This window comes from Curtobacterium sp. MCLR17_040 (genome assembly GCF_003234735.1).
Lineage (GTDB): Bacteria > Actinomycetota > Actinomycetes > Actinomycetales > Microbacteriaceae > Curtobacterium > Curtobacterium flaccumfaciens.
Genome location: NZ_QKTE01000002.1, coordinates 211,183 through 224,198, shown reverse-complemented (window position 1 = coordinate 224,198; position 13,016 = coordinate 211,183). Strand labels below are relative to the sequence as shown.

14 protein-coding genes are annotated in these 13,016 nt (G+C 72.1%); 6 read left to right on the top strand and 8 right to left on the bottom strand.

The annotated features are described in order from the left end of the window. Positions 1 to 2 precede the first annotated feature (2 nt). Positions 3 to 947 (bottom strand): YafY family protein, encoded by a 945-nt coding sequence (locus DEJ01_RS03090; RefSeq protein ID WP_111092188.1) that lies wholly within the window; start codon positions 945 to 947, stop codon positions 3 to 5. A 62-nt stretch (positions 948 to 1,009) separates the two neighbouring features. On the opposite strand from DEJ01_RS03090, the gene DEJ01_RS03085 reads away from it, so the two are divergent. After that, positions 1,010 to 1,429 (top strand): VOC family protein, encoded by a 420-nt coding sequence (locus DEJ01_RS03085; protein WP_111092187.1) that lies wholly within the window; start codon positions 1,010 to 1,012, stop codon positions 1,427 to 1,429. A 19-nt stretch (positions 1,430 to 1,448) separates the two neighbouring features. Here DEJ01_RS03085 and DEJ01_RS03080 read toward each other — a convergent pair whose 3' ends face one another. Continuing rightward, on the bottom strand, positions 1,449 to 2,261 hold the full coding sequence (locus DEJ01_RS03080) for a putative RNA methyltransferase (RefSeq protein ID WP_111092186.1): 813 nt from the start codon (positions 2,259 to 2,261) through the stop codon (positions 1,449 to 1,451). A 34-nt stretch (positions 2,262 to 2,295) separates the two neighbouring features. Between DEJ01_RS03080 and DEJ01_RS03075 the strand changes: the two genes are divergently transcribed. The 4 genes from DEJ01_RS03075 to DEJ01_RS03060 are packed head-to-tail and all read left to right on the top strand — an operon-like array spanning position 2,296 to position 5,294. Then, a complete protein-coding gene (locus tag DEJ01_RS03075) occupies positions 2,296 to 3,051 on the top strand; it encodes an SDR family NAD(P)-dependent oxidoreductase (RefSeq protein WP_111092185.1) in 756 nt (251 codons plus the stop codon). 49 nt (positions 3,052 to 3,100) lie between these two features. Further along, entirely contained in the window at positions 3,101 to 3,721 is a 621-nt protein-coding gene (locus tag DEJ01_RS03070) for a hypothetical protein (RefSeq protein ID WP_111092184.1), read from the top strand. A gap of 51 nt (positions 3,722 to 3,772) precedes the next feature. Then, positions 3,773 to 4,711, top strand: a complete 939-nt coding sequence (locus DEJ01_RS03065) for an aldo/keto reductase family oxidoreductase (RefSeq protein ID WP_111092183.1) — start codon at positions 3,773 to 3,775, stop codon at positions 4,709 to 4,711. Between the two features lie 37 nt (positions 4,712 to 4,748). Next, positions 4,749 to 5,294, top strand: a complete 546-nt coding sequence (locus DEJ01_RS03060) for a GNAT family N-acetyltransferase (protein WP_111092182.1) — start codon at positions 4,749 to 4,751, stop codon at positions 5,292 to 5,294. An 81-nt stretch (positions 5,295 to 5,375) separates the two neighbouring features. On the opposite strand, the gene DEJ01_RS03055 is transcribed toward DEJ01_RS03060, so the two are convergent. The 6 genes from DEJ01_RS03055 to DEJ01_RS03030 all read right to left on the bottom strand — a co-directional run bounded on the left by DEJ01_RS03055 (position 5,376) and on the right by DEJ01_RS03030 (position 12,326). Next, entirely contained in the window at positions 5,376 to 5,921 is a 546-nt protein-coding gene (locus tag DEJ01_RS03055; protein ID WP_027466807.1) for a hypothetical protein, read from the bottom strand. Positions 5,922 to 5,993: 72 nt separating this feature from the next. Further along, a complete protein-coding gene (locus DEJ01_RS03050) occupies positions 5,994 to 6,206 on the bottom strand; it encodes a hypothetical protein (RefSeq protein WP_138802103.1) in 213 nt (70 codons plus the stop codon). 64 nt (positions 6,207 to 6,270) lie between these two features. After that, complete coding sequence (locus DEJ01_RS03045) at positions 6,271 to 6,501, bottom strand: hypothetical protein (protein WP_017887929.1); 231 nt, start codon at positions 6,499 to 6,501, stop codon at positions 6,271 to 6,273. 34 nt (positions 6,502 to 6,535) lie between these two features. Then, on the bottom strand, positions 6,536 to 9,688 hold the full coding sequence (locus DEJ01_RS03040) for a GH92 family glycosyl hydrolase (RefSeq protein ID WP_258375629.1): 3,153 nt from the start codon (positions 9,686 to 9,688) through the stop codon (positions 6,536 to 6,538). An 85-nt stretch (positions 9,689 to 9,773) separates the two neighbouring features. Further along, complete coding sequence (locus DEJ01_RS03035; protein ID WP_111092180.1) at positions 9,774 to 11,387, bottom strand: serine/threonine-protein kinase; 1,614 nt, start codon at positions 11,385 to 11,387, stop codon at positions 9,774 to 9,776. A 120-nt stretch (positions 11,388 to 11,507) separates the two neighbouring features. After that, on the bottom strand, positions 11,508 to 12,326 hold the full coding sequence (locus DEJ01_RS03030) for a phosphatase PAP2 family protein (protein ID WP_111092255.1): 819 nt from the start codon (positions 12,324 to 12,326) through the stop codon (positions 11,508 to 11,510). 102 nt (positions 12,327 to 12,428) lie between these two features. Between DEJ01_RS03030 and DEJ01_RS03025 the strand changes: the two genes are divergently transcribed. After that, positions 12,429 to 12,974 (top strand): hypothetical protein, encoded by a 546-nt coding sequence (locus DEJ01_RS03025; RefSeq protein WP_111092179.1) that lies wholly within the window; start codon positions 12,429 to 12,431, stop codon positions 12,972 to 12,974. Positions 12,975 to 13,016 lie beyond the last annotated feature (42 nt).

The following is a 13,016-nucleotide window of genomic DNA, read 5'->3' as shown; positions in this document are numbered from 1 at the left end:
GCTCAGTCAGCCGCGGTCGCGAGTCGAGTCGACAGGTCGCGGACTGCGCCACGCAGCGCCTCCGGCCCCTCGACCCGGATCGGCACGGCCAGCCCGGCGACGACTCCCGCGAGCCCGTCCCACGACCACGATCCGAGGGTGACGCGGGCCCGGTCGTCCTCGAACTGCTCGACCACGGCGTCCTCGGGCAGGTACGGCGCGATCCGCCGCGCATCGTCCGCCGTCGTGGTCACCGAACCGGTGCACGGCCACACGTCGTCGACCGCCGAACCCTTGAACCGCGCGGACACGAACGCGGCCGCATCGCCACCGGGGATCGGACGTGGCGTGAAGGGGACGCGGGTGCGCATCCGCGGCGTGATCCGGTCGATGCGGTGCGTGCGCCAGTCGTCGCGGTCGGCATCCCAGTCGAGCAGGTACCAGCGACCGTTCCGGGCGACGACGGCGTGCGGTTCCACCCGGTGCGGGGTCTCGTCGTCGCCGTACCCGAAGCGGAAGACCTCCTGCAGGTGGACGGCCTCGCTCACCGCCACCAGGACCTCCGGATCGGTGGTGGTCCGGCTCGTCGCGGTCACGGCCTGCACCGCGTCGACCCGGGACCGCAGCCGCGCGGGCATCACCTGCCGGACGGTCGCCAGGGCGCGGGCCGCCGACTCGGCGACGTCCGCCCCCGATGCCGGTGCCACGGCGAGCGCCAGGGCGATCGCCACCGCCTGGTCGTCGTCGAAGAGCAGCGGGGGCAGGTCGGAGCCGGCCTCCAGCCGGTAGCCGCCGGCCGGGCCACGGAGCGCCTCGACCCGGTACCCGAGCCCGCGGAGCCGATCGACGTCGCGGCGGACGGTGCGCGGACTGACGTCGAGCCGCCCGGCGAGCTCGTCGCCCGGCCAGTCGCGGTGCACCTGGAGCAGGGAGAGCAGCGCGAGCATCCGTGCGGAGGGTCCGGCCATGGCGTCCATCTTCGTCCGAGAAGCGGACACGATCTGACCGCATTGCCCGACATCCTCGTCCCATGAGCATCGAAACGACAACCCACCTCAACTTCGACGGCGACGCCCGCGCGGCGCTCGACTTCTACGCATCGGTCTTCGGCGGCGAGGTCACCGCCGCCACCTACGGCCAGATGGGCGCCCTGGACGACCCGGCCTGGGCGGACCGGATCGTCTTCGGTCAGGTCGCCACGGCCGCCGGCTTCCGCGTCATGGCCTTCGACGTCTGGCCCGGGCAGCCCTACGACCAGGGATCGAACGCCTTCTACGTGTTCGTGCACGGCGACGACACGGCCGAGATCGAGCGGTACTGGGCCGTACTGTCCGACGGCGCCGAGGTCCGGCAGCCCCTGGAACCCTCGGCCTGGGCACCGTTGGCCGGGCAGCTGCGCGACCGCTTCGGCGTGGTCTGGCAGCTCGACGTCGCCCGCGCTGGCGACTGATCCGTCCTGAGGGTCGCGGTCAGCGCGTCGGCGTCCACGTCGACACGGTGACCGCGGCCGTCACCGTCGCCGGCTCGAACACCGTGTCCGCCGCGACGTGGTGGTGGCTCGGCCCCATGTGCACGACGTCGTGGACGTCCTCCGTCGACAACTCCATGGACCAGGTCAGGTCCTCGGAGGACCGCAGCGCGAACGACGGCGTCAGGGAGTCGTGCAGCCGGCGCTCCTTCTCCGGGTCCACGCTGATCGTCGCTTCGGCGAGCTCCGCCAGGTGGCCGGCCCGCGGGGTCACCACCGCGAGCACGCCGTCGGCGTGCAGGACGCGGGCGTACTCGGTCTGGTTGCGGGGCGCGAAGACGTCGAGCAGGACGGCGGCAGCGCCGTCGACGACCGGGAGGCGCTCGGTCACGTCCCCGACGACGGCCCCCGCGCGCTCGTGGGCGCGTGCCGCACGCCGGATCGCGACGGCCGACAGGTCGAGCGCGACCCCGAGCCTCCCGTCCGCCGCGCGCAGCGCATGCGCCAGGTAGGTCCCCGGGCCGGAACCGACGTCGAGCACGATGCCGGGCGCGGTGGCATCCGCGACGATCGCGGCGAGCGCCCGCTCGACGGGCGCGTAGTGGCCGCGCCCCAGGAACCGCAGCCGCGCGTCCACCATCTCCGGGGTGTCCGCGGTGAGTGCGCGCCGCTTCGCGGGCAGGAGGGTCAGGTGGCCCTGCTTCGCCTCGTCGAACCGGTGACCGTTCGGGCAGCCGACCTGGCCACCGTCGACGCGGCCGAGGGGCTCGGCGCACACGGGGCAGGCGAGCATCGGCAGCAGGTCGTCACGCACCGGCCCAGCGTACGGGCCTCGGTACCCTGACCGGATGTCGCTGCAGCAGCTCTTCGGCCTCGACGGCCGCACCGCACTCGTGACGGGAGGCAGCTCCGGCATCGGCCGAGCGATCGCCACCGCACTCGCCGACGCGGGTGCCCGCGTCCTCGTCGCCGCCCGGACGTCCGCGACCATCAACGCCACCGTCGCCGGCCTCCGCCAGGCGGGACGCTCGGCTGACGGCATCGTCGCGGACCTCTCCTCCCGCGCTGGCGCACACGCACTCGCGGACGCTGCCGGGGACGTCGACGTGCTGGTGAACTCCGCCGGGATCAACCTGCGGCCGCCCATGCCCGAACTCGACGAGGCCACCTGGGACGCCACGATGGCCGTCAACCTCGACGCGCCGTTCGTGCTCGGGCAGCGGCTCGCACCCGGCATGGCGGCGCGTGGGTACGGGCGGATCGTTTCGATCAGTTCGCAGCAGGCCCACCGCCCCTTCGCCGCCAGCGGCGCGTACGGGGTCTCCAAGGCGGGTCTGGAGGCGTTGGCCCGGTCCCAGGCAGAGGCCTGGTCCGCGCAGGGGGTCACCTCCAACGTCCTCGTCCCCGGTTTCGTGCGCACCCCGCTCAACGAGCGACTCGGGTCCGACCCGGCGACGGTGGCGGCCCTCGCCGCGCGGACGCTGGTCGGCCGGAACGGGCTGGCGTCGGACTTCGCCGCGGCGGCGGTGTTCCTCGCCGGACCCGGGTCTGCCTACGTCACCGGGCAGTCCATCGCGGTGGACGGCGGGTTCTCCGTCCACTGACCCCGAGGTGCGCCGACGGCAGTGTGCTGCGCGGCAGTACGGTCAGGACATGGCAGTCATCGAGCAGGCAACGCTCCGCCCCTCCAAGGCCGAGGCGCTCGCCGCCTGGCTCCCCGACCAGGCGTGGAGCGGCGTCATCGCGGGATCGCCGCTCCAGGTCGTCGGGCAGTTCCGGTTCGACGACCCCGCTGGCGAGGTCGGCGTCGAGGTGCTCCTCGTCCGCACCGACGACGGCCGGGTCCTGCAGGCGCCACTGACCTACCGGGATGCACCACTGCCCGGTGCCGACGCGTTCCTGGTCACCGAGATGGACCACTCCGTGCTCGGGCGACGGTGGGTGTACGACGCCGTGGGCGATCCCGTCCACGCTGATGTCCTGCGCCGGGCGATCGTCACCGGCGGGCACGAAGCGGAGCTCGAGTTGGCCAACGGTGCCGGACAGCGGCCGAAGGACGCCTGGGCCAGCGGGAGTGGCTCCGATCCCGACTCCCCCACGGTCACCTCGGTGCGAGCGACCACCGCGGACGCCCTGACGTCGATCGCGACCGACCACGGCACGGTCGTCATCGCTCGGGTCGTCGGTACGGCCCTGCCCGAGGGCGAGACGCTGACCGGGACGTGGACGGACGGCTCCGAGGTGCTCGCCGTCCTGCTGCCCGAAGGCGCCTGAGGTACTGGCAGGGCCTGCCTGTGCCGGGGACCGGCTGGCAGGATCGACGGCGTGAAGACACTGGAGTTGCCACAGACAGACCTCACCGCCTCCGACGTCGTCGTCGGACTGATGCGGATCAACGACATGAGCGACGAGGACATCCGTTCGCTCTACAGCGCCTCGCGCGATGCGGGCGTGAACATGTTCGACCACGCCGCGGTCTACGGCGAGTGGCACGGCTGCGAGGAGCGGTTCGGCGCCGCCGTCACGCTGACGCCCGCGGAACGCGCCGAGATCGTGCTGCAGACCAAGGTCGGCATCCGGCCGACGCCGAACGGCGCGTACTTCGACTTCTCGTACGAGCACATCCTCGAGTCCGTGCACGAATCGCTCGAGGCGCTGCAGACCGAGTACGTCGACGTCCTGCTGCTGCACCGCCCCGACGCCCTGGTCGAGCCGGAAGAGGTCGCGAAGGCCTTCGACGAGCTGCACGCCGCCGGCAAGGTGCACCACTTCGGCGTCTCGAACCACACCCCCGGCCAGGTCGACCTGCTCAAGAAGCACGTCCGCCAGCCGCTCGCGTTCAATCAGGTGCAGCTGAGCATCACCCACGCCAACGTCATCTCGCAGGGCCTGACCGCGAACATGGGCGGCCTCGAGCAGTCGGTGGACCGCGACAACGACATCCTCAACTACTCGCGCATCAACGACATCACGCTGCAGGCCTGGTCGCCGTTCCAGAAGGGCTTCTTCGACGGCGTCTTCCTGGGCGACCGTGAGCAGTACGCGGAGCTGAACGACGTGCTCGAGGAGGTCGCCGCCGCGCACGGTGTCACCCCGACCGGCATCGCGGTCTCGTGGATCACCCGCCACCCCGCGCACTTCCAGGTCGTCCTCGGCACCACCAACCCGCAGCGCGTGCGGGACTCGGCAGCCGGCTCGGACGTCGAGCTGTCGCGCGAGGAGTGGTACCGGATCTTCACCGCGGCCGGACACACCGTTCCCTGAACCGGGACCACCCCGTGGGGTCGGGCAGGGTGGGGTCGTGCTCGACGACCTCGCCCTGCCCATCCGCCTGACCACACGCTCCGGCGAACTGACGCTGCGGGACGCGGTGGACGAGGACCTCGATGCGCTCATGGCGCTGTTGTCCGACGACCCGATCAGCGCCGCACGGGGTGACGTCGCCGCGCCGGAGGACCGCCCGCAGTACGCCGAGGCCCTCCGGTCGATCGTGGACGACCCGGCGAACGCGCTGCTCGTCGCCGAGGACGCCGACGGGCGGCTCGTCGGGACGCTGCAACTCACCCGGATCCCCGGGATGGCTCGTCGTGGTGCCACCCGGCTGCTCGTCGAGGCGGTGCGGGTCAGCAGTGCGCTGCGCTCCGGCGGCATCGGGAGTGCGCTGATGCGCTGGGTGACCGACGTCGCGGCGCCGGCCCTCGGGACCCCGCTCGTGCAGCTCACCTCGGACGCTGCACGGACCGATGCGCACCGGTTCTACGAGCGTCTCGGCTTCACCGGCTCGCACGTCGGGTTCAAGTACCGGGTCCCCGACCCTTCCGCCATCCCGCCTGATATGTCACACTGAGACCAGTCGCCCCATCGAGGTGGGTGCGGAAGTGATCCCCGGGAGCTCCTGCGGTATAGCGGGGCCCGGGGATTCGCGCGTTCACCGACGGTGTTCGTGGACGCTCAGCACATGGCCCAGCTGCTCGAGGTAGGCCGTTTCCCCTCGCCGAGCCAGCGCGACCACGCCGCACACCGCGTCCGCCGCCCAGAGAAGTGGCTCGCGGCCACCCGGCAGGTGCTCGAACGCCAACCCGTGCACCAACTTGCGTGATCGCAAGGCGTCGAGGTGCGCACGATCGTTCCGGTCCGAGGGCCCGCGAGATTCGAGGACGACTCGATCGACACCGCCCGCGCGGAGTTCCAAGATCAAGTGCTCAAGAGCGAGACGGCGACGACGCTCGCTCCGGACGGATGGGTCGGTCACGCTCACGACCCCGATGGCTGCAAACGGATGGTCGCACAGCATCCCGACGATCCCGGTGCGGTGCCGGGCGTCGCTCTCGGACCAGTGCAGCTTCCGCGCCGATCGTGGCTTGATGGCGCAGAGCGAGTCCCGGAACCGCTCAGCATCGCTGTCGGCAACTGTGACCGCCCCGAGGATGTACGCGCCGGGGTCACGTTCGTCTCCGGGCTCGGATTCGTCCACGTACGCCGTCGGTACCATTCCGGAATACTACCGGTCGGATGGGACCGCGCGGCCGCTGCAGCCGGGCGCGCGCTAGTCGTCGGAGTCGGCGCCAGCAGACCTCGGCGTCGGCACGTTCACGTCGACCGGGGACACCCCGGCGGGATCGGCCGAGGCGCCACCCACGACGTCGAACGAGATCCCCAGCATCGCCGGGTCCTCGTCGAGTTCGAGCCCGTCCTGACGGACCTGGTCCTCCGGGATTGCACGGCCACCGGACGGGTCCCACGAGTTCGCGATCGACATGCGCACGAGCATGCCCGAGCCGCTTGGCAATCGCCCAAGAAAGCCCGGAGGACCCCCGGAACGGTCAGAGGTCGTCCGGGTGGAGCCGCTCACCGGCGTGCGGACGTCGGAACACCGGGCCGCCGCCGGCCTCGTCCTCGTCGTGGTGACTGACGGGCGAGACGCTCGGGTCGGCGGAGTCGTCGCCGACGTCGGCGCCGCGGTCCTCCTCCATCTCGAGCTCGGACTCGTCACTGCCGTCCACGGGGATGGACCGGCCCTGCTGTTCGGGATCGAACGGTGCGCTCATCGACATGGGGCGAGCATGCTCCCGCTCGGTGAACGCCGGGTCAACGCTGTCCGTCGGCCGCGATGAGCTCGAACTGCGTCAGCGTCAGGTCGGTGCCGGCGGTGAACGTGAACGACGAACCGCCGCCGAGGATGCGGAACACCCGGGTCTGGCCGGCCCACGAGAACTCGGCACCGTCGACCGCGGTGACGGCGTCGTCGAGGCCGACCTGCCACGAGTAGGACCCCGGCGATGCCACCGTCACGGTGTACAACGAGGCGGCGGGGCACGACACGTCGAAGGACACGGACTCCCCCGCGGCGAGCGCCGTGACGGTGCGACCGGTGTCGTCGGTGAGCGCCGAGGCTCCGACGGGCAGGACGTCCACCGGGGCGTCCCGGTAGCCGTGCACGTCGGAGGCGGAGACGGGGCGGGTGTCCGACGCCCATCCCTGCGGTTCGTCGGACAGGGTGAACTCGATCCGCGACGCGGCCACGACCACGCTGTGCGGGATGGTGACCGAGGTCCAGGGCGAGCCGTCGACCGTCACCGACGCCACGTACGAACCTGCGGAGCCCGCGGCGATCTCGATGACCGTCTCCGTTCCTCCCGGCTGCCGCAGCACCGTCCTGCGGACCGACGGCGGTACGAGCACGTAGGTGCCGGTCGACGGCGCCAGCGGGTACAGGCCGATGGTCGCGAAGACGTACCAGGCGCTCATCTCACCGTTGTCCTCGTCGCCGGGGTAGCCCTGGCCGAGGTCCGACCCGACGAACAGCCGCTCGAGCGACTCGCGGACGATGCGGTGCGCGTCGTCGTGGCGCCCGGTGAACATCGGGAAGAAGGGGATGTGGTGCGCCGGCTGGTTCGACAGCCCGAGCATGCCCATCCGGACGTCGCGGGCCTCGGTCATCTCGTGGATCGGGAACCCGTACGAGCCGGACCGCGCCAGGGCGCCGGTCTCGGGTGTCGCGAAGAACGCGTCGAGAGCGGCATCGAACCGCTCCGGCCCGCCGTGCAGGTCGACGACGCCGGCGCCGTCGTGCGGCGCCGTGAACGCGGTGCCCCACGCGTTCGTCTCCGTGTAGTCGTCGCCCCAGTCGCGCGGGTCGAACTCGGTGCCGACCCGCCAGGAGCCGTCCGGGTCGCGGCCGATGAAGAACCCGCGCTCGGAGTCGAAGACGTGCCGGTACTGCAGCGACCGACGGGCGAACCACTCGGCCTCGGCCTCGTAGCGGGACAGGTCGGCGGGCGTCCGCGCCCGTGACGCGAGCAGGCCCGCCATGACGGCCAGACCCCAGTCGTTGATGGCCGCGTCCAGGGTCCACGACATCCCCTCGTGGGTCGCCGTGTCGACGTGGCCGCGGAAGGCGCCCGGGAGGCTCCCCTTGCGTCCGACGCGCTCGTCACGCGGCGGGACGGTCGCGTTCCGCACCGCGCTCCGGTACGCCTCGGCCAGGTCGAAGCCGCGCACGCCCTTCACCGCGAGGTCGGCGAAGACGGTGTCGCTCGTGGTGCCGGTCATGCAGTCCTCGGCACCGGGGGCACTCCAGCGGGGCGTCCACCCGCCGTCGTGGTGGTGCTCGACGAAGCCCTGTGCGAGCTCGCCAGCGGTCTCGGGGGTCAGGAGTCCGAGGAGCGGCCAGGCCGTGCGGTAGGTGTCCCAGAAGCCGTTCGTGGTGGTGAACGGACCTTCGACGATCTCCGGCCCGGGCTCGTCGCGGATCGGGTCCGCCAGCACGTCGCCGTACGGGGAGCGGTGCCGCGGGGTGCCGGTCAGGGCGGTCTCCCCGGCGCGGTTCGGGTAGAGGAACAGCCGGTACAGGCCGGAGTACAGACTCGTCAGCTGGTCGGGGGTCGCGCCGTCGAAGGACAGCGTCGCGAGCTTCTCGGTCCACAGCGCCTCGGCACGGGAGCACATGGCGTCGAACGAGCCGGCGGCGTCGAGGTTCGCGCGGGCGTCCTCGATCGAGACGGTCGAGATGCCGAGCAGGACGTCGACCGGGCCGGCCGTGCCGCTGGCCTCCCCCACGGACAGCCAGCCGCGCAGCTCGTGCTCGCCGATAGACGTGTGGTCTGCGGTGACGCCCGCGACCCGCAGGTGCACGTGGTGCGGCGGGGTGCCGGGGCGGTCGTCCAGGAGAGCCTCGACCACGGCGGTGCCGTCGGTGATCGTCACGGAGACGTCGGACACCCGGCCGTGGTGGTCGAGCACGACGCTGCGGGTGCCGGTGAACCGGAACCCGAGGGCGAACTCCCCCGCGGTCAGCTCGGCCGTCACACCGTGCTCGAGGGCGACCCGGTAGCGGTGCGGGCCGTCCTGCTCGTCCTCGTGGTCGAACCCGAGCGCGCGGGCGGACCGGTCGACATCGGGGGTGTCGAGTGGCGAGGGCATCACCTGGAACACCCCGCGGTCGCCCATCCACGGCGACGGGATGTGACTCGTCGCGAAGGCCTGGATCGCCGGACGGAGTCGCCCCTGGTCGTCGAGCCGGTCGTGCTCCTGGTACGCGTACGGCCAGCGGTTGCTCGAGGCGTCCGTCATCGGCAGGCCGAAGACCCCGCCGTGCGGGACGCCGACGAGCGGGGCGTTGTTGCCGCGGGAGAACCGGGAGGACGCCTGGGTGCCACGGGTCGTCCGGACGTGGCCGAGCGGGGTCGTCGGGGCCGGACGCGCGGGACCGATCCGGACGGCGTCGAGCCAGCCGCGCAGTGCGGGACGCTCGCCGTCGGCGGCCGCAGCCGGTGCGTCGGAGCCGAACCGGGCCTCCAGGCGGTCGACGACCAGCCCCGCGAACGGCGTGAGGTCGACCGCGCGACGGTTCCACTGGTCCACCCACTGCTTGCGGGCCGCGTCCTGCGCGTCCGGGGTGACCGCGTCGCCGTACTGGTCGGGGACCGCGGCGTCGTCACGCAGCCGCGAGCCGTCGGTGAAGACGACGTCGACGGCGAAGGCCGTGGCGTCCCAGAAGTGCGGCAGGTCTGCTTCGGTCGGTTCCGACGCGCCGTCGGGCAGGGTCCGCTCGGGGAACCAGACCCAGGACAGCTCGTCGCCGGTGGTGATGGTGCGTCCGGTGAAGCCGGGGACGATCGCCTCGGCCACGGACGCTCCCGCTGGTCGTTCGACGAGCCAGGCCTCTGCTGAACCGAAGCCGACGCCGTTCCGAGCGGCCACGGCCGTCGTCGGGCCACCGCTCCGTTGCAGTTCTCGCACGGAACGAGCCTATTTGCTCCAGGGACTGGACGAAAACCCCGGCGTGTCAGTGCTCGTCGTCAGTGCTCGTCGTCAGTGCTGGTCGTCAGTCCTTGTTGTGTCCCGGTGCGCTGCCGGACTTGCCGGGGGCGGTGTCCGACGTGGTGTCGACCGCGCCGGTGTCGGCCGCGCCGGTGTCGGCCGCGCCCGTACCGTCCTGCGGCTCCTGCACCGGGTTCGAGGCCGGGGTGCTCGGCTCCGGACCGACGGGCGGGTCCTGGGTGGGCTGCTCCGGCTCGGTCGGTTCGCTCGGCTGCTCGCTCGGTTCCTCGGCGGGCTGCGACGGCTGCTGCTGCTCCTGCGAGGGCTGCTGCTCGGCGGGTTCGCTCGGCTGCTGTTCCTCGCCCGGGTCCTCGGACGGCTGCTGCTCGGTCGGCGCGGTCGACGTGGTGTCCGTCGGGGTCGGAGTGCCGTCGTCGTCGCCGTTCAGGGCGAACACCGCGACCCCGATGCCGATGAGCACCAGGACGATCACGATGATCGCGGCGATGAGCGGTCCGCGCTTCTTCTTCTCCGGCTGGTCCTCCGACCGGTCGCCCCGGACCGGGCGGGGCGTGACCGGTGGCGGTGTCGGACCGCTCGGGCCCGATGCGCCGCGGTCGGCTGCCTGGGCGCCGAGGACGGTCGTCGAGACGTCGTCGGCGGGGTTCGGACGCTGGGTGTCGAGGACGCGGGTGGCGTCGTCGCCCGGGCGCGCGCCGCCGTTCGGCAGTTCGCTCGCCGGCATCGCCTGCGTCCGGTCGTCGGCGTTCGCCGCTGCGGCGGCACCGGCGCCGACCGCGGCACCAGCCGCACCGGCGGCCGCGGACGTCACCGCACCGGGCGTGCCGGGCAGCAGCTGCGTGGCGTTCGTCGGCTCGTCGCGGCCCAGCGCTCGCAGGCGCTCGGCCGCCTCGGCAGCCGTCGGTCGCTCCGCCGGGTCCTGCGCGGTCATCACGTGCAGCAGGGTGCGCCAGGCCGTGGGCAGCTGCCGGTCGATCTCGGGTGAACGGGTGAGCCGGGCGGTGGCCGACTCGACCGCGCTGCCCGGGAACGGCTGGCGGCCGGTCATGCACTCGAGCAGCACGAGCCCGAGCGAGTAGACGTCGGCCTTGCCGGTGATCTCCTTCGCCAGGACCTGCTCCGGGGCCAGGTACGCCGCCGTCCCCATCACGGTCCCCGTCCCCGTCACGCGTGAGGCGTCACGGAGCAGGGCGATCCCGAAGTCGGCGAGCTTGACGTGCCGGCCGTCGCTCTCGAGCAGGACGTTCGCGGGCTTCACGTCACGGTGGACGATCCCCTGCGCGTGCACGGCGGCCAGGCCGTCGGCGACCTGCGCACCCAGGCGGGCAGCGGTCGCGGGGTCGAGCGGACCCTCGCGCAGACGGGTCGCCAGGTCACTGCCCGGCACGAGTTCCATGACGAGGTACGAGTCACCGTCGACGTCGTCGAGAGCGGCGTCGTAGAGCGTGACGAGCTCGGGCGCGCGCAGCGTCGCGAGCGTCTGGATCTCCGCCTCGGCGCGGGCGCGCTCACCGCGGTCGACGGGGCCGATGCGGAACACCTTGACCGCGACCTCGCGACCGAGTTGCTCGTCGACCGCCCGGTACACGGACGCCATGCCACCGTGTCCGAGCGTGCCCGTGACGCGGTACCTGCCGCCGAAGACCCGTTCTTCCATGCCCGGCAACCTACCGGTCGCGGCTGACGGCGCTCTGCCGTTCGGGGCGCCCGGCGCGGTGCCTGGCGACTTCGTGAGCAGAAGATGTCGGGTGCGGGCGAGCAACCCGACGTCTTCTGCTCACGAAGTGATGCGGTCGACGTCCGGCGCGAGCTCGGCACCGTGGTGGAGCGCCGTCAGGTACAACCGGTGCGCCGTGATCACGAGGGCGAGCCACGCGAGTCCGAGCGCCCACGCCGCCAGGACGTCGGTCAGCCAGTGGTGCCCGAGGAACACCCGCGACGCCCCCACCGACAGCACGAACAGGGTGCCCACGACGATCGTCCACACCCGGGTGACGACGCGCGACTGCCGCAGGAGCAGGAGGTACACGATGGTGCCCACGATCACCGTGGAGTTGAGCGTGTGCCCCGACGGGAACGACGGCGACGTCTCGTACGGCGGCACCGCGTCGGACAGCGGTGGACGGGCACGGCCGATGAGGTCCTTGCCCGCGATCGTCATGAGCAACGAACCACCGCTCGCTGCGACCAGGAGCACCAGTGGCGTCCACGCACGGCGCTGGATCGTGAAGCCGACCAGGAACCCGAGCGCGACGATCGGCATCCCGATCGTGCCCGCGATGTCGGTCCACCAGGTGACGAGCGTGTCCGCCGTGGGTGATCGGAGTGTGAGCGCCCAGTCGAGGACGGGTCGGTCGAGCACCGCGACGTCGTCGGCTTCCCGCACGGCGTCGTAGACCTCGGAGGCGATCCACGTGGCGAGGACGGCGACGCCGAGACCCACGGCGAGGGTCAGCAGCAGGACGGGCATGGCACCGAAGCGCTTGCCGAGCGCGGTCCACGCACCGGCGACGCTGCGGCCGGCACGGGAGCGCCAACGGGTCAGGTCGACTTCGCCGACGGTGCGGTCGGCGGCGTCCCCGCGTTCGGTGTGCATCCGTCCACCCTGCCCGAAGCCGCCGGGAGCCGTCCCGGCCGAACGCTTCGCGGTGGGCAACTGAAATGCTACGTTGCAGACATCATGAAAGCGAGGTTCGACATGCGAGCAACGAAATGGCGAGGGATCACCGTCGCGGGCGGGGTACTCCTCGCAACCGTCGCCAGTGTCGGCATCACGGCACCAGCGACCGCGTCGACTGCGAGTGCCGTCGAGGCCTACGGGCTCGACGGCATCACCGTGCAAGGGCTCCCGAAGTTCACGAACCATGCGGCGCTCCTCGACTACGTCGCGACGAACTCGGTCAGCACTCGGCTCGACGCGGAGACCGGCAGGATCATCTCGGTCGCACCTGTTCCTCCCGCTGAGCGACAGGCGAAGGTGTCCGTACGGAACACCTGCAAGTCCGGAGATGCGTACTGGGCAGCCGCCGCGACGCCGTACACGAACAACTGCTTCTACGGCTCCGCCGGGACCTACACGTTCCCGAGCGGAGGCACGTTCTCGCGGAAGTTCTACATGGGGAGTCACACGGCTCGCGGGGGCTGGAAGTACGGCGGCAAGCAGCACCACACTCCGAAGCAGGGGCCCGGATCGGTCGCGACGCTCGACACCGCGACACAGATCAACCGCGGCCAGCTCTACTGACCGTGCCCGCTCGGGTGCCCCGTGCCGTCCTCGAGCACGCGG